This window comes from Marinobacter sp., from assembly GCF_041687235.1.
In the GTDB taxonomy this organism is placed as follows: Bacteria; Pseudomonadota; Gammaproteobacteria; order Pseudomonadales; family Oleiphilaceae; genus Marinobacter.
The window spans coordinates 307,695-329,913 of the sequence record NZ_JAWLCH010000001.1 but is presented as its reverse complement, the minus strand read 5'-3'; the positions used below and the strand labels follow the sequence as shown (position 1 = coordinate 329,913).

17 protein-coding genes are annotated in these 22,219 nt (G+C 55.8%); 11 read left to right on the top strand and 6 right to left on the bottom strand.

The features are described from left to right. Positions 1–4 precede the first annotated feature (4 nt). The gene (locus ACESMK_RS01350) at positions 5–2,416 is read left to right on the top strand and encodes a 7TM diverse intracellular signaling domain-containing protein (RefSeq protein ID WP_372994510.1); all 2,412 of its coding nucleotides are present in this window, start codon (positions 5–7) and stop codon (positions 2,414–2,416) included. 20 nt (positions 2,417–2,436) lie between these two features. On the opposite strand, the gene ACESMK_RS01345 is transcribed toward ACESMK_RS01350, so the two are convergent. The 3 genes from ACESMK_RS01345 to ACESMK_RS01335 form a co-directional block, all read right to left on the bottom strand. Continuing rightward, on the bottom strand, positions 2,437–3,954 hold the full coding sequence (locus ACESMK_RS01345) for a phospholipase D family protein (RefSeq protein WP_372995415.1): 1,518 nt from the start codon (positions 3,952–3,954) through the stop codon (positions 2,437–2,439). A 95-nt stretch (positions 3,955–4,049) separates the two neighbouring features. Then, positions 4,050–4,916: a phosphate/phosphite/phosphonate ABC transporter substrate-binding protein gene (locus ACESMK_RS01340; RefSeq protein ID WP_372994508.1), complete on the bottom strand. Its 867-nt coding sequence runs from the start codon at positions 4,914–4,916 to the stop codon at positions 4,050–4,052. Continuing rightward, positions 4,916–7,243, bottom strand: a complete 2,328-nt coding sequence (locus ACESMK_RS01335; protein ID WP_372994506.1) for a putative bifunctional diguanylate cyclase/phosphodiesterase — start codon at positions 7,241–7,243, stop codon at positions 4,916–4,918. Before ACESMK_RS01335 ends, ACESMK_RS01340 begins: the two co-directional genes overlap by 1 nt. Positions 7,244–7,546: 303 nt before the next feature. Here ACESMK_RS01335 and ACESMK_RS01330 point away from each other — a divergent pair, with 303 nt between their 5' ends. The 4 genes from ACESMK_RS01330 (at position 7,547) to ACESMK_RS01315 (ending at position 11,205) form a co-directional block, all read left to right on the top strand. Then, complete coding sequence (locus ACESMK_RS01330) at positions 7,547–8,173, top strand: peroxiredoxin (RefSeq protein ID WP_008176637.1); 627 nt, start codon at positions 7,547–7,549, stop codon at positions 8,171–8,173. A gap of 173 nt (positions 8,174–8,346) precedes the next feature. Continuing rightward, positions 8,347–8,892, top strand: coding sequence for a rhodanese-like domain-containing protein (locus ACESMK_RS01325; RefSeq protein WP_372994504.1), 546 nt, complete (start codon positions 8,347–8,349; stop codon positions 8,890–8,892). Between the two features lie 94 nt (positions 8,893–8,986). Continuing rightward, a complete protein-coding gene (locus tag ACESMK_RS01320) occupies positions 8,987–10,606 on the top strand; it encodes a tetrathionate reductase family octaheme c-type cytochrome (RefSeq protein WP_372994502.1) in 1,620 nt (539 codons plus the stop codon). Beyond that, complete coding sequence (locus ACESMK_RS01315; RefSeq protein ID WP_372994500.1) at positions 10,603–11,205, top strand: cytochrome b/b6 domain-containing protein; 603 nt, start codon at positions 10,603–10,605, stop codon at positions 11,203–11,205. Before ACESMK_RS01320 ends, ACESMK_RS01315 begins: the two co-directional genes overlap by 4 nt. 11 nt (positions 11,206–11,216) lie before the next feature. Here the strand turns inward: ACESMK_RS01315 and ACESMK_RS01310 are convergent, their stop codons facing one another. From ACESMK_RS01310 to ACESMK_RS01300, 3 genes are all read right to left on the bottom strand, one after another. Continuing rightward, complete coding sequence (locus tag ACESMK_RS01310; protein ID WP_372994498.1) at positions 11,217–12,179, bottom strand: SLAC1 anion channel family protein; 963 nt, start codon at positions 12,177–12,179, stop codon at positions 11,217–11,219. A gap of 72 nt (positions 12,180–12,251) precedes the next feature. Beyond that, complete coding sequence (locus tag ACESMK_RS01305) at positions 12,252–12,695, bottom strand: hypothetical protein (RefSeq protein WP_372994496.1); 444 nt, start codon at positions 12,693–12,695, stop codon at positions 12,252–12,254. Between the two features lie 166 nt (positions 12,696–12,861). After that, entirely contained in the window at positions 12,862–13,770 is a 909-nt protein-coding gene (locus ACESMK_RS01300) for an MBL fold metallo-hydrolase (RefSeq protein WP_372994494.1), read from the bottom strand. 282 nt (positions 13,771–14,052) lie between these two features. On the opposite strand from ACESMK_RS01300, the gene ACESMK_RS01295 reads away from it, so the two are divergent. The 6 genes from ACESMK_RS01295 (at position 14,053) to ACESMK_RS01270 (ending at position 22,218) form a co-directional block, all read left to right on the top strand. Then, a complete protein-coding gene (locus ACESMK_RS01295; RefSeq protein ID WP_372994492.1) occupies positions 14,053–15,321 on the top strand; it encodes an FAD/NAD(P)-binding oxidoreductase in 1,269 nt (422 codons plus the stop codon). 179 nt (positions 15,322–15,500) lie between these two features. Further along, positions 15,501–17,054 (top strand): methyl-accepting chemotaxis protein, encoded by a 1,554-nt coding sequence (locus ACESMK_RS01290; protein WP_372994490.1) that lies wholly within the window; start codon positions 15,501–15,503, stop codon positions 17,052–17,054. 28 nt (positions 17,055–17,082) lie between these two features. Next, positions 17,083–19,458, top strand: coding sequence for an EAL domain-containing protein (locus ACESMK_RS01285; RefSeq protein WP_372994488.1), 2,376 nt, complete (start codon positions 17,083–17,085; stop codon positions 19,456–19,458). Positions 19,459–19,482: 24 nt separating this feature from the next. After that, positions 19,483–20,772, top strand: coding sequence for a diguanylate cyclase (locus ACESMK_RS01280; protein WP_372994486.1), 1,290 nt, complete (start codon positions 19,483–19,485; stop codon positions 20,770–20,772). Between the two features lie 60 nt (positions 20,773–20,832). After that, positions 20,833–21,204, top strand: coding sequence for a VOC family protein (locus tag ACESMK_RS01275; RefSeq protein WP_372994484.1), 372 nt, complete (start codon positions 20,833–20,835; stop codon positions 21,202–21,204). A 291-nt stretch (positions 21,205–21,495) separates the two neighbouring features. Next, positions 21,496–22,218: a Crp/Fnr family transcriptional regulator gene (locus ACESMK_RS01270; RefSeq protein WP_372994482.1), complete on the top strand. Its 723-nt coding sequence runs from the start codon at positions 21,496–21,498 to the stop codon at positions 22,216–22,218. Position 22,219 lies beyond the last annotated feature (1 nt).

The following is a 22,219-nucleotide window of genomic DNA, read 5'->3' as shown; positions in this document are numbered from 1 at the left end:
CTGGATGTATCGAATCGGAAGGGATGCCTGCAAAACTCAAATTATCACTCTTTTTTTCTGTTTTTTTGCTTCTTTCGTTTTGCTGGCTGACGAAAACAAGCCAGGGGGCTTTCTTGATCTGGAACCCCGAATCGAAGTGTTTCAGGGCGATTGGGATAAAGCCGATCGTCCAGATTCATCGGCAAAGGGTTGGACACGTCTCAGTGAAACGTCTTTCAGGGCCGATGATAAAAGAGAATTTATCTGGTTACGCGCTGAGATAAGCAAGACTGAGCTCACGACAAAGCCCTGGCTTTTACTGCATCCCTATATTCAGAAAGTAACAGCATTTGTTGACGGAAAAGCTACAACCGCTGAACCAGTGAATTTCTGGAGCAATCCTGAGGAGCGTCCGCTACCTCACCATTTCATCGCAATACCCCTGAACACCGTGGATCTGAAGCCATCAGCGCAGAACCACACGATCCACATCAGGGTCGAGCCTCTTTTTCACATCAATACCTTTTTCTATTTGCTGAATGAGCGAGAGCTTGTTCATGAGTTGAACTTTCACACGGCTCTGGCTTTTTCGCTGCTCGCCATTATCGCGATCATGGCAATCTACAATCTGTTTCTCTACTTCAGTGTTCGAGACACGGTTTATCTTTTCTACGTGGCTGCATCGGTGGCAACACTGCTCTATTCAGCATTGCTCACTAATGTTCAGGTTTACGTTGTTGATGCAGTGAATGCTCATCCAAAGTACGGGTTCATTTTCGGTTTAACCTCTTTCATTCTCCACGTGCCACTCTTCCAAAGACTGCTCGATACTCGGAAGAGATTTGCCCGCATCCACCGGGTCGCTAATGTCATCGCCGTTTGTGGCGTTTTTTTACTGATTCTGTCTCCATTACTAACTTACGATCTTCTCGTGGCGGGATGGATATTTTTAGCGTACCCAATGTATGTTGGCGCCCTCATTTTGGCCTTCAGACTCGCTAAGACAGGCTACCGACCAGCCATCTATTTTGTCGTCGGATGGATCCCTTTTCTCTTTGCAGTAACCATGACCAGCCTTGAGTATGCGTCGTTTATAAGGCCAACAGACTGGGTCTCCTATTTCATTCCGGCAGCACTTTCCTGGGAAATGGCCCTGTTTTCCCTGGCCCTGGCTTCCCGCATAAAAATCCTTCGCGACGAACGGGACACCCTGCAGGCCCAGCAGATCGAAGTCAGCGAAAAAGCCCGAAAGGCTCTCGAGCGTAGCAACCGCATCAAGGATGACTTCCTGAATGCGGTCAGCCATGAACTGCGCACGCCCCTGCATACCATCCAGGGTCAGCTGGATCTGCTACGGGAGGCACCGCTTAACCGGGAGCAGAGCGACGCATTCCGTCTGATCGAGTACGCCAATCTGCGAATGACCCGGCAGGTCGGCGGCATTCTGGATTTCGTTGATGCCCAGGACGAGAACCTGCTCAGCTCACCCCAGGTGTTCGAGCCTCAATCCCTGTTTGATCTTCTCGAGTACGAGTTCCGGGAAGCCGCAAGAGCGAAACCGCTTGCGCTGGCCTTCGGCATGGATGACTCGGTGCCTGGCAAGGTCTTCATGGATGGACTGATGTTGGAGAAGGTGCTTTATCAGCTAATCGACAATGCTGTGAAGTTCACGCCTGCCGGAGGAGAGGTACTGGTTCGGGCAAGCCGACTGGCGGACGATTCGGTTTTGCGGATTCTGGTGTCAGACACGGGGCCGGGCATCCCGGATTCCCAGAGAGAGAAAGTGTTCCAGGCGTTCAAACAGGGTGAGGCCGGTCTCACCCGACGTTATGGCGGCGTGGGCCTTGGTTTACCGCTTGCCAGCTCTCTGGCCAATGCCCTTGGCGGCCGGATGAGAGTCCTGGAGACAGCCGATAAAGGCACTACGTTGGAAGTCACAGTGCCCTATGGCGACGTTCACCAGTCGGAATTCCATGATCCAGAACTGTTAAGCCCTGGGGCCGTGAATCAGGTACCCAGAGTTCTTGTGGTGGAAGACGATGCTGGCAACCGGATGATACTTCGCAAACAGCTGGAGCACATGGGCGTGATTTCAGAAGGGGTTCAGAACGGCCTCGAAGCCGTACAAGCGGCCATCAATGAACCCTGGGACATGATCATCATGGATTGCCAGATGCCCGTCATGGACGGTATTGAGGCAACCCGTGAGATCCGATTGAAAGCCCCAGCCAATCTGGATACGCCCATCATCGCGGTGACTGCCAACGCCAGTGAAAGCTATCGACTTCAGTGTCTTGAAGCCGGCATGGATGACTACTGCACCAAGCCGCTGCGGATGGATAAGCTCAAATGCCTGATTACTCACTACGCAGAAAACCGTGTCGTCACCCGGGCTCGCGAGCAACGAGGGCTCAAAGGTACGTTAATAGATACCTGAGGCGGGGCTGAAAGAGAGAACTACAACAAAGGCTCCACCGGCAATAACGAAAACAGATACACCAACGCCCTTTTGAACGGGCCAATGTTGGGCTCATGACGGTGCTCGACCGTCTCCGCCCCGTTGAATTCCAGCCAACGCAGTTCACCCTCTTCGTCCAGGATAACCTCGTAGGCCGCCAGCCGTACCTGCCCGGGAAAGGCCGATTCCAGGGCGTTGGCCAGTTCCGGGCTCCTGATCAGGAATCCCAGCTCGGTGTTCAGGTTTGCTGAACGGGGATCGAAATTGAAGGAACCAACAAAGAGCGTCTCGCCATCCACCGCAAAGGTTTTGGCGTGAAGGCTGGCGGCGGAGCTCCCGACAATACCGCCAGAGCTATCGCGCTCGTCTTCATTCTCCGACCTGAATTTACGCAGCTCGAACAACTCAACCCCCGCTTCCAGTAAAGCCTCCCGGTATTTCGCATAACCTGAATGCACCAGGGCGACGTCGTTGGCTTCCAGGGAGTTGGTGAGAATCCGCACCTCCACGCCGGCGTTTTCCAGGTCGCGGAACAGCTCAACACCAAGGTTACCGGGAACAAAGTAGGGCGAAACCAGGGTCACGGTCTTTTGGGGTTCACCCAGTGCCAGGGCGAGCTGTTGGCTCATCAGACCCTGCTCTTCTTCCAGCCCCTGGGCCTTGGCGGGATCATCACTCACCATCTCGACCGGCGCCCAGACAAACGACACCTCCCCGTCCAATAACGCTTTGAGAAAATCCGAATTGTGCAAAGCAGCCACAAAACGCCGGGCCTCGGCATTCTGTTCAACGGCAGCAAGACTCGTTTCCAATTCATCCAGATCCCCATCGCCGGCAGCCGACAACAACCGATCCGCCGGATACGAGGACTCACTTGCCCAGTAACGGTCGAAATCCTGCGAGACACGATCCACAACAGGTCCGATTGCAAGGACGTCCAGATCCGAGAACAGGGCACCGCTACCAACGCCGAAATACTCATCGGCAATGTTACGGCCGCCAATGATGGTGGCCTGGTTGTCAGCCGTGAATGACTTGTTGTGCATCCGGTGGTTCAGGCGGCCAAAGTCGGTCAGGTAACCCAGTACCCTGGAACTGCGAATCACGAATGGATTGAACAGCCGAACCTCGACGTTGTCATGGTGATTCAGCGCCACCAGCGAGTCGTCCATTCCGGCGATGCCGTTGTCATCCAGAAGCAGCCGAACCCGAACGCCACGCTCGGCCGCCCGATACAGCGAGTACAAAAGCAGCTTGCCGGTAATATCATCCCGCCAGATGTAGTACTGAACATCCAGGGAGGTGTCGCTGGCCTCGGCGAGCAGGGCTCTGGCAACGAAAGCATCCAGAGGATTCTCGAGGGGTACGATGCCGCTGAGGCCTGGATGGTTTGTCGTCTGTCCCGCAACAGCCCCGCCGAGGCGGGTCATTGCAGTCTGCTCCTGCGTGAAAGCCTGGGTTTGTGAACGGCCCTTCAAGGGAGGCAATGCGCAGCCTGTTTGTAAAAGCACCAGCATGATGACTGTGGAAATGGCGCAACGTTGCCAGGCTCTCTTTTGCAGCAAAAGACCTTCTCCCTCTAGCGCACGGATACTCCCGGAAACGTTCCAATCTACATCAATCGCTCAAGCGCCTGATAATCCTCATGCTGCACTCGTGTAATGCCGGAAGCGTGCTGACTTTCAAGAAAGTCCCTCAGGCGAGGTGATGGCGTGGTCAGCAGGTCAAGTACTTGCTGACGAACAGAATGGCACAAGTCACTGCGGAAAACGAAAGGATCGTAGTGCAGGGGCGGGGAACGCCACAGCACCCGGAACGAATCCGTGCCAATCATGCCCCGTTTGAGATATTCATCCGCGCGGGCACTGGAGACGAAAGCAGCGTCTACCTGACGGTCGATCAGCGCGTTCATGGCCTTGTCATGTCCGCCGGCATAAACCAGCGCGCCAAAAAATCGGTCGAACGGCACTCCAACAACCTCCGGGAAAAGGGCTTTCGGCACTACCGCTCCCGAGGTGCTGGAGGGATCACCCAGGGCAATACGAGCACCCTTGAGATCTTCCGGCTCCGAGACGGTACTATCGCTACCGACAATCAGGATGGAATTGTAGAAGCTGCCCTCTGGCGTAAAATGCCCTCCATCCACAGCCAGAGAAGCAAAGGGTTCAATGCCGGCGTTACGCCCGCGGGCAATCATGTAGGCGGCAGGCCCCATAACCGCAACATCAACCCCGCCAGAGACGATTGAGTCGATCACGCTTTCATAGGAACTTGCACGAACCACCTCGACAGGCACCCCGAGCGTGTCACTGATGAGGGCTATCAGCGGCACATACTCCTGAAGCTGCTCGTCGATGTTCTTCTTCGGGATCATGGTAAAGGTCAGCTCGGCGACGTCGCATTCGGCAGGCATTGTTGCTTCCGCCAACAGCATGAAAGGGGCCAGAAGTCCGATCAGGAAGCCAACGAACCGGGGCATCAGACAACGGCCTCCGCCTCGGCGAACGTTCTAAGAAAGCCCGGAACATCCTCCGGCGGCATGGGGCGACTCAGGTGATAACCCTGAGCAATATCGCACCCGGCCACTTTGAGGTGGACCAACTGTTCCCGGGTTTCGACCCCTTCAGCCACGACTTTCAGATCCATGCGTTTGGCGAGGATAATGGTGGACGAGACGATAGGACTGTCGTCATGGCTGTTGCAGATTTTGGCAATGAGGCTCCGGTCAATCTTGAGCTTGTCCACCGGCACGGCTTCAAGGTGAGCAAATCCGGAATAGCCGGTGCCGAAGTCATCAAGGCTGAGTTTCACGCCCGCAGCTTTCAAACAATGCAGGCTTTCAACGGCATTGGCGTCCAGCATTGCCGTTTCAGTGATCTCCAGTTCCAGGTGACAGGTTTTAAGACCATGCTCGCGGATCATGTCGATGACCTGCTGGCAGAACTCCTGCTGAGCCAGCTGGATCGGAGAGACATTGACGGCAACCGGCCGTATCGGAATATCATCGCGCTGCCATTGAGCGATCTGCGCACAGGCGAGACGCAGAACTTCCATCCCGAGAGGGATTACGAATCCACTGTTCTCCGCCATGGGAATAAACCGGTCCGGGAAGAGCAGACCGAATTCCGGATGATGCCAGCGTACAAGCGCTTCGTAGCCGATTACCTCCATGGAATCGAGGCAGACCTGGGGCTGGTAATGCAGGACAAATTCGCGGTTTCGCAAGGCATCTGCAAACGATTGTTCCAGGTGGAACTCCTCCACGTCCTTCAGATTAAGCGACTGGTCAAAGAACCGGTACTGGCCGCGACCTGCCTTCTTGGCCGAGTACATGGCTGCATCGGCACAGCGAAGCAGATTCTCAACGGTCTGGCCGTCTCTGGGGCAGATTGCAATGCCTATACTGGGGCTGCTGTTCAGTTCCGTGCCGTCGAGCTCATAAGTGGCGGACAAATGGCGGGTGAGTCCCGAAGCCCATTGCTCGATATCGCTCTCGGAGCGATCCTCCGCCAGCAACACAACAAACTCATCCCCACCAAACCGGGCAGCCACGTCGTCAGGCCCGAGCATTCGTCTTATCCGGCCGGCAACGGCCTGAAGCAGGAGGTCCCCCACCTGGTGCCCAAGAGAGTCGTTAATCGATTTGAATCGGTCAAGGTCAATGAACAGCAACGCCGACAAACGCCGATTTCTGCGCTGCTCGTTCAGCGCTTGCGACGCGATATCGAGAAATTGGCGACGATTGTAGAGACCACTGAGATGGTCGATTGATGCCGCCCGACTGCTTCGGGCATGCTCGCCTTCCAGCCGTTCGATAAGTTGCTGGTTCCTTTGCTCGGATAACTGCAACGCCTGCAGCACAGATTGCTGTTGTTTCAGGGCCCGAACCAACCAGAAAACGATGCCTCCAACCAGCAGTGTCATCAGTATATTCAGCAGCAGCTGTTTGTGCTGATCGCTGCGCAGCGGACCCAGGATCTCATCGAAGGGCTGTGTAACACTGACCGTGAAACCATGGATGGCGCGGGTAACAAAAACATACTGAAAACGCTGACCATCCTGTTCGAAGGTTCTCTGCCCGCTGCTTACCCGGCCAGTCAATGCTGGCTGAACACGAGGTACCCGGAGGCCGCCAACAATGACGCCACTGGTATCGGCGCGCATCCATTCGGCGCCTTCCGCATCCAGAACCTGGATAAATCCTCTTGGCCCAAGCTCCACATGCTGGAGCAAGCCTGCGAGATAACCGACATCCAGCTCAATCAGGACCACTCGCGTTAAACCGAGAGTATCCCGCTCGCCAGCGGGTACCAGAAAAGGCAGTCGCCAACCCGGCTCAGCGCGGCCAGAATCAGAGGCTTCCTCGCGCTTGGGTAACAAGGGAACCAGGCCATAGTGTTTCAGGTGGCTTTCCAACTGCCCGTACCACTGGGAAAGGTCCGACGGGGCAGAATCCGGGTGACTGGAATAGAGAAGGTCACCTTTGCCATCGTAAACGCTGAGACGATTGAACACCGGGTCCTCCGCGAGAAGCGCGAGAAGACGCTCGAATCCATCCCCTTCCTGTTCCGGATCCTCCACCACCAGACTGCCCATTGCTTTGGCACGATCCGTCATCTGCTTCAGACTCTCGGAGACAATGAGGGCAAGATTGCGGTGCTCCGACTGACGCGCCTGAAGCGCTTCCGCTCGGGAAGTCATGGTCTGGAAGACGAACAGGGCCCAGATAAAGACAACCATCAAAACGCCCAGAACCAGCATGGCAATCTGAACGGCGCTGAGGGAGGAGGCGGGCTTTTGGTGCATTAAAGTTACCCTGGCGGAATGGCGTTTGACTGGCAGTTGAACAGGCCTTCCGTTGGCAACTCTTCGATCCTGGAACAGAGGGGGCATGTAAGACCATACCCGACGCCCCGCTACGCTATCAGCAGCTTGTGGCATTTCCGTGACACCCGTTGAACCCACTGGGCTCGTCTGCTCTTCAATTTGTTAAGCCTATTTGTTCTATAGATATAACTATATTGGCTAATACCCTCCGGACGAGTTATTGTTATTCCGACATCAAGAGGCAATCCGCCTCCACCAGCAAAACCCGACAGGAGATTCATCATGAGTTTATTGCTTGGCTCGACCGCCCCGAACTTCACCATCGACAGCACCGCCGGCCAGATCAATTTCCACGACTGGGCAGGCGATTCCTGGGTATTCTTCTTCAGCCACCCGGCCGACTTCACGCCGGTCTGCACTACCGAAATGGGACGCACGGCTCAGCTGGCCAAAGAGTTCGAAGCCCGCAACGTGAAGCCCCTGGGTCTGTCCACAGACACCGTGGAAGAGCACGTAAAGTGGATTGAAGACGTCAACGACACCCAGAACTGCGACCTCCAGTTCCCGATCGTTGCCGACGCTGACCACAAAGTGGCCGAGCTCTATGAAATGATCCACGCCGGTGAGAGCGAAACCGCCGCCGTACGCAGTGTGTTCATCATCGACCCGGACAAGAAGATCCGCCTGACCATGACTTACCCGATGGCGGTGGGTCGCAACTTCGACGAGATCCTTCGGGTCATCGATGCCCTGCAAACCGGTGATGCCAACAAAGTTGCCCTGCCGGCAGATTGGCGCAAAGGTGACGACGTGATCATTCCGCCCTCCATTTCCAACGAGGAAGCCAAAGGCCTGTTCCCACAAGGCTGGAATGAAATCCGTCCGTACCTCCGCACAACCAAGCTTTAATCGGGTTTGCGGTTCAAAAGGGGAGCTTGCCGGTTGGCAGGCGCCCCTTTTTTTTCATTTTGACCTCGGTCAAAGCAAAGATTATATGCTTATAACAGTTGTTGATGGTGGCGGTCATACAGGCGTATGTTGAAGAAAGAACAGAGGCCACCCGAATCCAGGAGGAAACCATCATGAAACAGATACTGACAGCCCTGCTTGTCACTTTTGCCATTGGCTTCAGCGCCCAGGCGGAAGAAGCGCTTTCCCTGACCCCGCAGGAAACCTATGACATGGTTCAGGAGCAGGGGGACGAACTCCTGTTTGTGGATGTCCGGGATCCGGTTGAAATCATGTTTATCGGCTTTACCGACGTTGTCGACAAGAATATCCCGTTCAAACTGGCCGATCGCTCGGACTTTCTTGCTGACAAGGGTCGCTTTGCCATGAACACCAACCCGGAGTTCGCGGCAGATGTGGAAAAAGCCCTCAAGGAAAAAGGCCTTACCAAGGATGACCTGGTCATTACCATGTGCCGCTCCGGCTCAACCCGCGGCAAGCCAAGCGCGGAATACCTGATGGAGCGCGGCTTCACCAATGTTAAGTACATTGATCACGGCTTCCAGGGCAGCGGCGCCAAAGAAGGCAAGAAGAAAGGTATGAGAATAGTGAATGGCTGGCAAAACGACGGCCTGCCATGGTCCATGACACTCAATCCGGAAAAGATCTATCTTCCGTAATCCGGATCGTCCGTCTTACCGACTCTGAAGTCGCGTTTGCAGGGAGTCTTTGTATATTGATTTGGCCCTTGAACAGGGCCAGGGAGTCAAAGACGTGAAGATTTTTGCATGGAACCGCTTCATCAAGCGTTTTAGCAGGCTCTCCGCTTATGTGGTTCTGGCCGGAGCATTGGTTTGCTCCGGCTTTTCTGTATATGGAGCCCAACGCCCACCCGCCACCGCCGATCACAGCAAATTCGAGGCACTTCAGGGCCCTTTCGAGAATGCGCAGGAGGTAACCGAAGCCTGCCTGGGCTGCCACACAGAAGCGGGCGAACAGATCCGAGCAACCACCCACTGGACCTGGACCTACGAGCATCCGGAAACGGACCAGACGCTGGGCAAGAGCAAGGTAATCAACAGTTTCTGCGGAATGGCCATCACCAACGAGCCCCGTTGCACCTCCTGCCATGTGGGCTACGGTTGGGAAGACATGAGGCAGCCCCCGCCTACTGCGGACAACGCCGTTGACTGCCTGGTGTGTCACGACACCACCGGTGACTACTGGAAGTTTCCCACTCTGGCCGGGCACCCCACCTATACGCCCAGGGAATGGCCGAAGGGCAGTGGAAACATGGTCCAGCCACCGGACCTTGAAATGATTGCCCAGAATGTCGGAGCCAGCGGTCGGGCCAACTGCGGTAGCTGCCACTTCTATGGCGGTGGAGCCGATGGCGTGAAACACGGAGATCTGGATTCCTCTCTGGTGGATCCGCCCCGTTCCCTGGATGTGCACATGTCGCCGGATGGACTGGACTTTGCGTGCGCCGATTGCCACACCAGTTGGGGTCATGAGGTGGCTGGCAGCCGCTATCAGGTCAACGCCGCCGACACCCTGGGCATCGATGTGCCTGGTCACACCGATCTGAGCCGCGCAAGCTGCCAGTCCTGCCATGGCGATTCACCGCACTCGCAACAGAAACTGAATGATCATGTGGACACCCTGGCGTGCCAGACCTGTCATGTGCCCGAGTTCGCCCGGGGCGGCGTCCCCACCAAGACATGGTGGGACTGGTCCACCGCAGGTCGGCTGGATGACGACGGGCAGCCGATCACCGAGTACGACGAGCATGGCCATCCGAGCTATCTGAGTGAAAAAGGGGACTTCCGGCACGGCGAGAACGTGGTGCCAACCTACGCCTGGTTTGACGGTACGGTAAAATACACCCTGGTGGATGAAAAGCTCGATGTGGCTCATCCTCCGGTTGAAATCAACCGCATTGAGGGCAGTCCGGAGGATCCTGGCTCCCGCATCTGGCCGTTCAAAGTCATGCAGGGCAAGCAGCCTTACGACACCGAACGGAAAACCCTGCTGGCTACCCACGTGTTTGGTGCCGATGACAGTTCATTGTGGAGCAATTTCAGCTGGCCCAGGGCACTCAAGGCCGGCAGTGAGATGTCCGGGATGCCCTTCAGCGGCAGCTACGACTTCATCGAAACCACCATGCACTGGCCCATTACCCACATGGTGCCACCGGCTGAAATGGCCCTGGATTGCGCCTCCTGCCACGCCCAGAACAGTCGTCTCGCAGGTCTTCCAGGCATCTATATGCCTGGTCATAGCAGCAACATCTGGCTGGATCGTATTGGCTGGTTGTTGGTGGCCCTGACCTTGATCGGCGTTCTGCTACACGGTCTGGCAAGAATTCTTCTGAAGGGGAGGAAACCGTCATGAGCCGGGTAATGATCTACAAACGTTTCGAGCGTTTCTGGCACTGGTTCCAGGCATTGTTGATCTTCACACTGCTGTTCACCGGCTTCGAGATTCACGGCAGCTATTCCGTGATTGGTTTCGGCGAGGCGGCTCGGCTGCATACCCTGGCCGCCTGGGCATTGATTATACTGTGGCTGTTTGCCATTTTCTGGCATATCACCACAGGCGAATGGCGCCAGTACATTCCAACCCGGAACGGACTGTTTCCGGTGATCCGTTACTACCTGATCGGGACCTTTACCGGTGAGCCGCACCCCTACCGGAAAACCACGCGGGCCAAGCATAATCCTCTGCAGCGTCTGGCCTATCTGTTTTTCAAACTGATGATTACACCGGTCATCTGGCTCAGCGGCCTTCTCTACCTGTTCTACAACGACTGGCCCGCAACGCTATCCAATGCGCTGGAACTGGAGACGGTGGCACTGGTTCATACCGCAGCCGCCTTTGCCATGCTGATTTTCATTATTGCCCATGTCTACATGGCAACCATGGGCCCCAGGCTCACCAGCCTGATCAAACCCATGGTCACCGGCTACGAAGACCTGGAGGAGCACCGTTAGGGAGCCCCTGGCTAATCTTCAATGCAGACCGCCCGACGCTGAACCGCCCGGGCTGTCTTGCCGATCAACACCGCAACCAGCGCCGTTAACAGCCCGAGAAGGGCCATGCCAAGCCATTTGAAGAACAGCAGCTCAAGCTGCTCGTACATCAGAAAGGTGGCGAGCGTCATGGCTGCCATCGGGAACGAATAGGCCCACCAGGACAGGAAAAACTCCAGTTTAAAAAAGCGTGGAGCCTGGGTCAGGAGCATGAGAGTCAGAAAAATCGCCACATAGTAAAGGACCCGGCCAAACGCATTCACTTCTCCAACCAGCTGGAACCAGGAAATGAAGCCGGCGGCAGGGGGCGCGATCAGGATAAACAGGGTCGGCAACAGTTTGGCCGGGAGCGGCTGGTGAAAGAACATCCGGTAGAAAATGATGGTCAGCAGTACCAGCCAGAAAACCAGGCCAATGCTGAAGAAAAACCAGGAGATTTCCGGCGAGGCGTGCTGAACCCCTGCAATGGGCACAAGGATGTTACCCACAATGGGGATAAACCAGGCCGGGTTGATGTGGGCAACTTCAAAGTGGGTCTGGTGTAGCCAGGCCGAGAGAACATAGAGCGTAAAGCCCAGGTGCAGAGCCGCGCCGAGCGTCCAGACCATAAACGAAACACCCCTGCTGTACGGTAGCAAGGCGATACTCAACAGTATCAGGCCAATGGATATCGTCGGGAAGAAGTTAAGCTTTACCGGATGGGCAAACTCGGCCTTTACCTGACCAGGATATCTCAGGGCCTTGGCCAGATAAAGCAGCAGTAGAACAACGAACAGGGTTATGGTCAGCCCGAGCAACACCGGGCTGGGTTTTACCGCGATCCCCAGCAAATTTTCTGCATGATGCCAGGCGATGGTAAACCCGGTCATCCCCATCACGACAGCAAACCAGGAAATCGGAAAATTCTGCAATCGGGAAGGCAGCACTTCCGTCATTCATTCACCTCTTTTTTCAGGGCTCAATCCGGGTTACCCCATAAACCAACGGGGCAACCCGGGCTTTCACACTCAGAACGTAAACGTACGCATTTTCGGGTTCAGCATCTGATCAGCCATTTCCGGCGGCATGGCAACGCCAACACCGTCGATCAGGTCGTCTTTGCCGTATTCGCTGTTGGGCAGGTACAGCGCACAGACTTTTGCCTCACCACCGTTTTTAAGCAGACCCCGCAACATCTGGCCTGGCGTTACATCCTTGGGCTTGAGGGCCGGCGCTTCGTAGGATTTCAGGGCAAGGTCTCCAGCCTTGTCACAAAGAAGTACGTTCACCTTGGCGCCTTTCTCGGCCATGGTATTAGACAGCACCATGGCCATGCCCTGGGTCTGCAAGGAATCGCTGGAAAGAATCACCAGCACTTCCTCAACAGCGCCTTTGTGGCTGTCCGCCTGAATGCTGAATGGTGCAACCGCTATGAGCGCAGCAACGGCGAGAGCTTTGAATGATTTGATCATGGGGAAAACTCCTTTTTGGTGGATCGAAAGACTTCAACTCTAACTTAGCTCATCGGAGTGTGGCCTTCAGTGACAAAGTCACTTAACTCCGGGAATACGCCTCCCGCCCATAAAAAAGCCGGGCACGTCAGGCCCGGCAAAGGGGTTGTGTGTTTCGTCAAAGGGCTTATTCCCAGGCCGCTCCCTCGAGCGCGTCCAACGGGATCTTCAGGTACCGTTTGCCATTGCCTTCCGGCTCCGGAAGACGACCACCGCGAGTATTGACCTGCAACGCGTGCAGAATCAGCTTTGGCATCGGCAGCTCGCTGTCACGGGTATTTCGAAGCTCCACATACTCGGCTTCCGAGGTCTCAGCCAGATGCTTGTTCGCCTGCTTCTGTTCGCGAACCGTGCTTTCCCATTCCGGCTCACGACCACCGGGCATGTAATCGTGCCCGGTGAACAACCGGGTTTCGTCCGGAAGGGCCAGTATGGCCTGGATGGAATCCCACAACTGATGGGCATCGCCACCCGGAAAGTCCGCACGGGCGGTGCCGAAATCCGGCTGGAAAATGGTGTCATGCACAAAGGCCGCATCACCGATCACATAGGTGACAGAGGCCAGTGTGTGGCCCGGCGAAAACATCACACGGCCATCAAGATTGCCAATCCGGAACTCGTCTCCGGCCCGGAACAGATGGTCCCACTGTGAGCCGTCGGCCGGAAAATCAGGCCAGTTGTAAATGCCTTTCCACAGTTCCTGAACGCCAGTGACATAGCCACCGATCGCAGTCGGAGCGCCGGTCTTTTCCTTCAGATACTGGGCTGCCGAGAAGTGGTCGGCGTGGGGGTGTGTGTCCAGGATCCACTGCACCGCAAAGCCCTGTTCGCGAATGTAGTCCAGAAGTTCATCGGCATGGTGCGTCGCCGTGGCGCCGGACTTCTCATCGTAATCCAGCACCGGATCAATAATGGCACACTGCTTCGTCTGCGGATCGCTGACCACGTACTGAACACTGAATGTGCGGGGGTCGAAAAAACCCGCGACATCGGGAGTGCCCGGGTGTTTTGCGGGTGATTGCTGGAAAGTCCTCATAAGTGCGTCCTCCTCAACGTTGAAAACGCCTGGCTGGTTGCTTTGGTTATTAGCATATAGCTATAGGTATTATCTTTTCAATTGAGGAAAGCCATGATAACGATGTACAAAGACTACCGGACGGGTCTGAGCGATTAGAATTTCCTAACTTTATAGCCATGCCCTAGAGCACACGCTCGAGATATTCTTAATTAATCTAACGATAGAACCATTTGTTTGGTAGGCTTTGATATATCTCAAGCATCACTCGCGCACAGTAAACAAAGACAAGAGGTTCGAGGCATGACCAGCAATACAACCGCCACAGGCAACGTCAAAACCCATACCGTCGTGATCGTGGGCGGCGGGGCGGCCGGTATATCAGTGGCATCCAGCATCCACAAACGGGACAGCAATATCGACATTGCCATCATTGAGCCCGCCTCCCGGCACCACTACCAGCCGGGCTGGACCATGGTGGGTGGCGGGGTGTTCCGGCCCGAGGTCACCTCGAAACCCATGTCGGACGTCATGCCCGGGTTCGTCTCCTGGTATCAACAACCGGTGACCGCCATCGACCAGGACAACAATCAGGTTACCCTGGGTGATGGCTCTTCCATGGCCTATAAAGCCCTGGTGCTCGCCCCCGGCCTGGAGCTGAACTGGGGTGGCATCGAAGGTCTGGAAGAGGCCCTCGGTTCCAACGGTGTCACCTCCAATTATCGGGAAGGCATGGCCAGCTACACCTGGGACATGGTCCAGAGCCTCAAGAAAGGCCGGGCTTTGTTCAGTCAGCCGCCGATGCCGATCAAGTGTGCCGGCGCGCCTCAGAAAGCCATGTATCTATCGGCCGATTACTGGCTCAAACACGGCGCACTGAACAATATAGACATCCAGTTCCACAACGCCGGCGCAGTGCTTTTCGGCGTGGCCGACTACGTCCCGGCTCTGGAAGCCTACATTGAAAAATACGGAATCGACCTGAATTTCCAGAGCACGCTGGTTGCCGTGAACGGGCCCGCAAAAACAGCGGTTTTCCGCTCAACCGATGGCGAAGGCAACAGCCAGGACCGCGAAGTGAGCTTTGATATGCTGCACGCCGTGCCCCCCCAGCGGGCACCAGCGCTTATCCGGGAATCTGCCCTGGCCAATGAAGGCGGCTGGCTGGATCTTGAAGACGACACCCTGCGCCATAAATCCTACGCCAATATCTTTGGCCTTGGCGACGTAAGCGGAACCGGCAACGCCAAAACCGCCGCTGCAGTGCGCAAGCAGGCTCCCGTGGTGGCCGAAAACCTGGTCGCGACCCTCAGAAACCAGCCCCTTGAAGCCGCCTACCTGGGCTATGGCTCCTGCCCGCTGACCGTGGAAAACGGCAAGATCGTATTGGCCGAGTTCGGCTACGGCGGTGTGCTCCAGCCCAGCTTTCCGAAATGGATCAACGATGGCACCAAGGCTACCCGGGCGGCCTGGTGGTTGAAGGCAAAACAGCTACCCACCCTTTACTGGTACGGCATGCTGAAGGGACACGAATGGCTGGCGAAACCGGCGGTCCGCTCAAAAATACAATGACTTGCTGAAAGGCCGGGCGCTCATCGACCGGCCTTGTTAGCCAACCAACTTTGCAGTATTCGTCCTTGCAGTTTCGGCTTCACCTTCAATCGAAAACCGACACGAGGTGGCAGAGGCTATGGTTACAACTATGCTGACAGTAATCGCGGTGAAGACGTAATGACTGTCAGGGACTCCGTATGCGCAAGAACTTGCCGGTTACCGACCGGGAAAAAACCTTTCTACCATCCCAGAAGCTCATTTCTGCAACAGACCTGAAGGGAAAGATCAGGCACTGTAATCAGGCCTTCGTTGAGGTCAGCGGCTTCAGCAGGGAGGAACTGATTGGCCAGCCCCACAATATTGTCCGCCATCCGGACATGCCCCCAGAAGCTTACGAGAACATGTGGTCTTATCTCAAAGCCGGCAAACCCTGGATGGGACTGGTCAAGAACCGCTGCAAAAACGGTGACTTCTACTGGGTCAGCGCCTATGTCACGCCCGTTACCGAAAATGGCCAGATTGTGGGCTATGAATCCGTCCGCTCCTGTCCTGAAAGAAGTGATGTCGAACGGGCGGAAAAGCTCTACGCAACCATGCGGGCTGGCAAATCATCCACGAAGGTTTTGCAGCGTGTCCAGCCCGCATCACTGTTTCTTGGCGTGGTTTTTCTGGCCGCTGCCGTCCTGTTTGTAACCAACCACGAATATATCTCTGAACTGGTCCTGGCCGCCGGTGTCATTGCCTACGCCATCTGGATGCATTTGTCGAAACGAAACCTGATGAGGTCGGTAATGAAGCTTCTGGAGAACAACTTCAGCGATAACCTCGCTGCCCAGAGCTATACCGACGATGAGCTGGAACTAGGCAGAGTCAAAGTAGCTGTTCTGGCACTGCAATCCCACCTTGATGCGGTGCTGACACGGCTGGAAGACTCTGCCGGCCAGGTAAAAACCACCGCTGTCCGGGGCCTGGAAATCGCTTATGAAGCCCGGGAAACACTGCACAAGCAGCAGGCGGAAACCGAACAGGTGGCTGCCGCAGTGAATGAAATGTCGCACACCATTGCTGATGTGTCCGCCAACGTTCAGTCAACAGCGGACAAGGCCGAGAGTGCGCGCGAGTTCGCCCAGCAAGGCTCGGGCGTGGTAGGCGGCACCCGCAAGGCCATTGAGAATCTTAAGACAAGGGTCCATGAGATCAGCGCTTCGGTAAGCCAGCTTTCAACACAGACCCAGCAGATTGCGTCAGCCGCCAAGATTATTGAAGACATTGCAGACCAGACCAATCTCCTGGCTCTGAACGCCGCCATCGAGGCGGCCCGCGCCGGTGAGCACGGGCGTGGTTTTGCCGTGGTGGCCGACGAAGTCCGGAGCCTGGCCAAGCGAACCCGGGATTCAACCAGCGACATTCACGGCATCGTGGAGGCGCTGATCAGCCGCTCTTCGGATTCTGTAAAGGTCGCCGACCAGGGTACTGCCGCGGCCGATGCTGGCCTGGACCAGATGCTGGAAGCGGAACAAACCCTGAACGACATTGCCGGGAGCGTAACAACCATCGCAGAAATGGCCATGCAGATGGCAGCCGCAGTGGAAGAGCAGGCCCAGGTGTCTGATCAGATCAATGAGCAGGTTGAGAAAATTTCCTCGCTGGCAACAAACAACCTGGCCAAAGGCGAAGAATCCACTCATAGTGTCAAGGAGATGGAGAAGATCGCGAGCGAACTCCACGAACTGGTTGTAAGGTTCAAATAAAGTTGGAACCTTGTGCGGAGACTGGCCGATGGCGAACCCGGGTATCGAAAAACGCAGACTCGCTGCACTCGATCGTTTGGGCATTCTCGATACACCGCCGGAAGAGCGTTTTGAACGGCTTACCCGGATCGCGAAACACTACTATGGGGTAAAAACGGCGCTCTTCTCGGTTCTGGATGCTAAACGCCAGTGGTTCAAGTCACGCCAGGGGCTCGAAGCATCCGAAACACCCCGTTCCGTTGCCTTCTGCGACTATGCTATCCAGCAGGACAAGATCCTGCTGGTTGAAGACGCTGCCAAAGATCCCCGTTTCCGAAATAACCCCCTGGTAACCGGCAAGCCAAACATCCGATTCTACGCCGGGATGCCGGTACGCGAACCAAGCGGTTTCAAGATCGGCACGCTTTGCATCATTGATGACAAGCCGCGGAATTTCACAGAGATCGAGCTGGACGTGCTGCGCAGTCTCGCAAGTATTGTGGAGGACGAGCTTGAAAGGGCTTTTTTCTCCACGACAACGGGCGAGTACGTCAAAGTTTCCCACCTCAGCCGTGCCATTCACCGGGCCCAGAATGTCTTCCTGACCAGCGACAACGAACACGCAGCCTTCGAGTTGATGCTCAATGACCTGCTGGCGCTGACCGGGAGCCAATTCGGATTCATCGGCGAGGTCCTGCACAGGGGAGACGGCACACCGTTCCTCAGGATTGGCGCGATTACCAACATTGCATGGAGCCCGGAAACTCAGGCGCTTTATCAGGAGGTCGAGCGCAGGGGTATGATTTTCGACCGCCTCGACAATATCCTCGGCCTGCCCATGACCACTGGCGAAGTCATTGTCTCTGACGCGGTGGCCTCAGACAGCAGAGCGAAGGGCCTGCCCGAAGGCCATCCCCCGATCACAGCCTACATCGGTATACCAGTTTTTTCCGGGGATCGGCAGATCGGTCTGATTGGCCTCGCCAATCGCCTGGGCGGTTACACGGCCAGACTGGCCGAAGAACTGGAACCCCTGACGCAGACCGTGGGCAACCTGATCGAGCGCAAGCGTTTGTATCGGGAGAAACGCGAGCATCAAAAGAATCTGGAGCAGGCAGCCAATTACGACTCGCTTACCGGACTGCCAAATCGGCGGCGAATGACCGAATTATTGGAGCAGGAGTTGTATGAAGCCAATAAGCGCCAGGGCCTGGTGTCGGTATGCTTTATTGATCTTGACGGCTTCAAGGAAATTAACGACCAGCATGGCCATTCTGTCGGGGACGCCGTATTGAAATCCATTGCAGATCGGCTGCTTCTGAGCGTCAGGACTCATGATGTGGTGGCCCGCCTCGGCGGAGACGAATTCGTGGCGATTCTGAGAGATGTCGCCGACGAACGAGTCTACGCGAGGCTGCTGGAGGCCATCCGCCGGCCAATAAACTATAATCGCAATGTGTTGTATCTTTCCGGCAGCATGGGGGTCACGGTTTACCCGGAGGACGACTCGGACGCCGACCAGTTGCTGCGTCACGCGGACCAGGCCATGTATGCGGCCAAGGAGGCCGGTAAAAATCATTACGTAACGTTTGATCTGGATTCCCACTACTCCAGGAAGGAGCGGGTCAAAGTCATTGAACAGATGAGCGCCGCCATCGAGCTTGGCCAGCTGGAACTTTACTATCAACCAAAGGTTCACTTTGGCAATCAACGAGTGGCGGGCTTCGAAGCACTGATCCGCTGGAACCATCCCGAAGATGGCCTACTGGGACCTGGCCATTTTCTGGACCACATTGAGTACACAGAGTACGCACGCAAGGTCGGCAACTTCGTGCTGGCCGAGGCGATAGCGCAACTCCGGGAGTTAAATAGCCAGAAGCTACCCTATACTATCAGTGTGAATCTGAGCCCGTCGCACTTTCTGGGCCCGGGCTTTCGGGAAGACCTTGAGGCGGCCCTCGGAGACTGTCCGTCTGCCATACGCTCCCGGCTGATTCTTGAGGTTCTGGAAACGACCGCGCTGGATGATACCGACCGAGTTCTCGAGAATCTCAGCGCGTGCCGCGAATTAGGCGTCGACGTTTCCCTCGACGACTTCGGTACCGGCTACTCCTCTCTGGATCTGTTCCGGCGTTTGTCTGCTCAGGAAATCAAGATCGACCGCTCGTTCGTATTCGATATGCTCGACAATCCGGACAGTGACATGATTGTCAGCGCCATCATCAGCCTGTCGAAGAGTTTCCGGCGTCGTCTGGTGGCAGAGGGCATTGAGTCAGCACAGGTAGAGGCTAAACTGATTGAACTGGGATGTGAGCTGGGCCAGGGTTTTTTCTACAGCAAACCACTGCCATTGAAACAGGCCCTGGATTGGGCACAGCGATTTGAATGGCAAAACCGGGACACGCGGAACGACTGGGTGATCTGAACGTCGTACTCAGAGTGAAGGCACATGGAACTGACACCGGAAATCCGGCTGAAAGCGATTCTCGAAGGCACCGGTGCAGGTACCTGGGAATGGAATCTTGATACCGGAGAGGTTATCTACAATCCCCGCTGGGCAGATCTGCTCGGTTATCAGCTCGAAGAGCTCCAGCCGGTCACCTTCAAGACCTGGGAAAATCTGTGCCACCCCAGGGACCTTCACGAAGCCCGGGCGGCTCTGGCCCGTTATCTGGATGGCGACGCCCCGCAGTTTGATTGCGTGGTCCGCATGCTGCATAAAGACGGTGACTGGCGCTATATTCACACCCGCGGCACGCTGCTCACCGACGATCAGGGGCTGGATACCCGCTGGCTGATGGGAACACACCTGGATGTCACCCGGGAGAAGCTGAGCCAGCACCAGATGGAACAGCTCGCCAAATCCCTGCCGGGCATCATCTACACCTTTGTTCTTGAACCGGACGGTCGCTATTACTTTACCTATCTTAGCGAGAAGACCCGGGATTTTTACGGGCTGACAACAGAGGAATGTCTGAAGGATCCGGACAAGATCTTCAACCTCATCCATCCGGACGATTTGCCCTTGGTCCATGAGAGCATTGCCGTTTCGGCAGAAACACTGGAAGAGTGGGTTTGCGAATACCGGGTTCGGGGCGAAGGCGGGAGTTACTGGCTGAAGGGCGTGTCCCGGCCGGAAAAAGACCCTGACGGCCGGATCAGCTGGCATGGCATGACCATCAATATCGATACCCAGAAGAGGCTGGAGCTCGAACTGGAGCAGCTCTCGATTACCGATGAGCTGACCGGGCTGTACAACCGGCGCTATATGCTCCGGAAATTGCAGGAATCCGTGGCACAGGGAGAGCGCTACGGCGATACCTTCTCACTGATTTCGCTGGACATCGATTTCTTCAAGATCATCAATGATTCGTTCGGGCACCCGACTGGCGATGCCGTACTGACACGGTTCGCCGATATCATTGAATCAAGAACGCGAAAGTCCGACATCGTCGCCCGCACCGGCGGAGAGGAGTTTATCATTTTCATGCCCAATACCGGGCTGTCCGAAGCCAGCCAGGTCGCGGAATCCCTGAGGATTGCCCTGCAGACAGAGCGCTTTGTCAGTGATGAAGGTGAAACCTTCACTGTAACGTTCAGTGCCGGGGTGGTGAACTGGTCAGGGTCAGACACCCAGGCCACTTCGGTGCGGGATTTACTCTCGGCCTGCGACCAGTCACTGTATGCCGCCAAACGATCCGGGCGTAACCGGGTAGTGACCGATGGCGACGGAGAATGATCCCCGCCCGGCATTCAACGTATTAAATACGCCCAAAACAACCATCAACGGAGAACGAATATGATCGGATACGTCACCCTTGGCGTCAGTGATATGGAACGAGCAAAAACATTCTATGCCGAATTGTTGAGCGACCAGGGCGCCAAGGTGCTTCTGGACATGGGCCGCATTGCCTTTGTCGGCAAGCGCATGAGCGAGCCCATGATCGCCGTTTGCGTTCCCTTCAACGAAGAGCCCAACCATCCCGGCAACGGCAATATGGTCGCTCTTCCTGCGGGTTCCAAAGAGGGCGTGAATGCCATGTACAAGAAAGCGATCGAGCTTGGTGCGACTTGCGATGGTGAGCCCGGGCAGAGAATTCCGGACCAGTTTTACGGCGCCTACGTGAAAGACCCGGACGGCAACAAGCTGGCGTTTTTCGTTTTCGGTTGATCAGATTACCGATGGCCCTCAGACGAGGGCCATAGCCAATGCGACCCTGGCCCAGGCCTTTGCGGCTATCGAACACCAAGGCTCCGTAAACACCGTAACCATAAACCGAACGCTCAAAAAGCGAACCTCTTTTAAATAAAATAAGTATAAGCAGTACCTGATATTGTTACAGCGAGACTCCCGGATTTGTGTTAGCGTCGTGTCGTGATCCGTGGCCTGCTGGAGTCCGCCACAGATCACTCGCACAAGGGGAATGTGCCCATCTTCACAAAGTCCACCAGGGAGGTGACTATGTCTGAAGCAATAACCGTCCCCGAGCAGAATCACCTTTTGGCTGCCCTGCCTGAAAATGCAAAAAAACGGATATTCCCGAGACTGAAACTGGTTGAGATGAATCTTGGCGACGTGATTTACGAATCCGGCCAGCCCATTGAATTTGTCTATTTCCCGACCAACTGCATCATTTCGCTGCTTTATGTGATGATCAATGGTTCCTCTGCAGAAATTTCGGTGGTAGGAAACGAGGGCATGGCGGGTATTGCCGTCTTTATGGGCGGCGACAGCACCCCCACAAGAACGGTGGTGCAAAGCTGCGGTTTCGCTTACCGGATGCCGGCACAGGAACTCAAGAGCGAATTCAACAATAGCCCGGACGTGCGGGTATTGTCTCTGCGCTACACCCAGGCCTTGATTACCCAGATGTCCCAGACGGCCGTGTGCAATCGCCACCATTCCATTGATCAGCAACTCTGCCGCTGGCTTCTGCTATCCCTCGACCGCTTGCCCGATAATCGGCTGAATATGACCCAGGAGCTCATTGCCAATATGTTGGGCGTCCGTCGCGAGGGTGTCACCGAGGCGGCCGGCAAACTGCAGAAGCTGGGGGTTATCGAGTACCACCGCGGACACATCACTGTCATCGATCGGCCAAAGCTCGAAGCACTTTGTTGTGAATGCTACGAGGTGGTCAGGCGTGAAACCGACCGCCTCGTCTCCGGCAGGGCCCGATCCTGAC